General features: G+C 43.2%; 1 protein-coding gene. It reads right to left on the reverse strand.

All coding sequences use genetic code 11. The features are described 5' to 3' along the window. The coding region (locus tag GFC01_RS18135) for a class I tRNA ligase family protein (RefSeq protein WP_152948509.1) at positions 1–456 on the reverse strand (456 nt) is incomplete at both ends.

The raw sequence follows: 456 nt of genomic DNA on the forward strand, positions 1-456 counted from the left end.
GAACTAAACCATGTATCAAGCACATCGTTATCCTGTTCCCAGTTCTCAATATCTTCTGGTGCTTCAAGTCCAACGTATACTTCTTTCGTTTCTTTATGATACCAAGCCGGAATTCGGTGTCCCCACCATAGCTGACGAGAAATACACCAGTCACGGATATTTTCCATCCAATGTAAATATGTCTTTTCAAATCGGTCTGGAACAAATTGAACTTGGTCGTCCCCTTTTTGCAGATGAATGGCTTCGTCTGCCAGCGGCTGCATTTTCACAAACCATTGTGTCGATAAATACGGTTCAACGACAGCTCCACTTCGCTCACTATGACCAACTGAATGCATGTGGTCTTCAATTTTGAACAAAATGCCTTCCTCTTGTAAATCCTTCACAAGCTGTTTGCGGCATTCGAAGCGGTCCATCCCTTTATATTGCAGTGCATTCGCATTCATTGTGCCATCT

Origin of the sequence: Desulfofundulus thermobenzoicus, assembly GCF_009428905.1 — a bacterium.
In the GTDB taxonomy this organism is placed as follows: domain Bacteria; phylum Bacillota; class Desulfotomaculia; order Desulfotomaculales; family Desulfovirgulaceae; genus Desulfofundulus_A; species Desulfofundulus_A thermobenzoicus.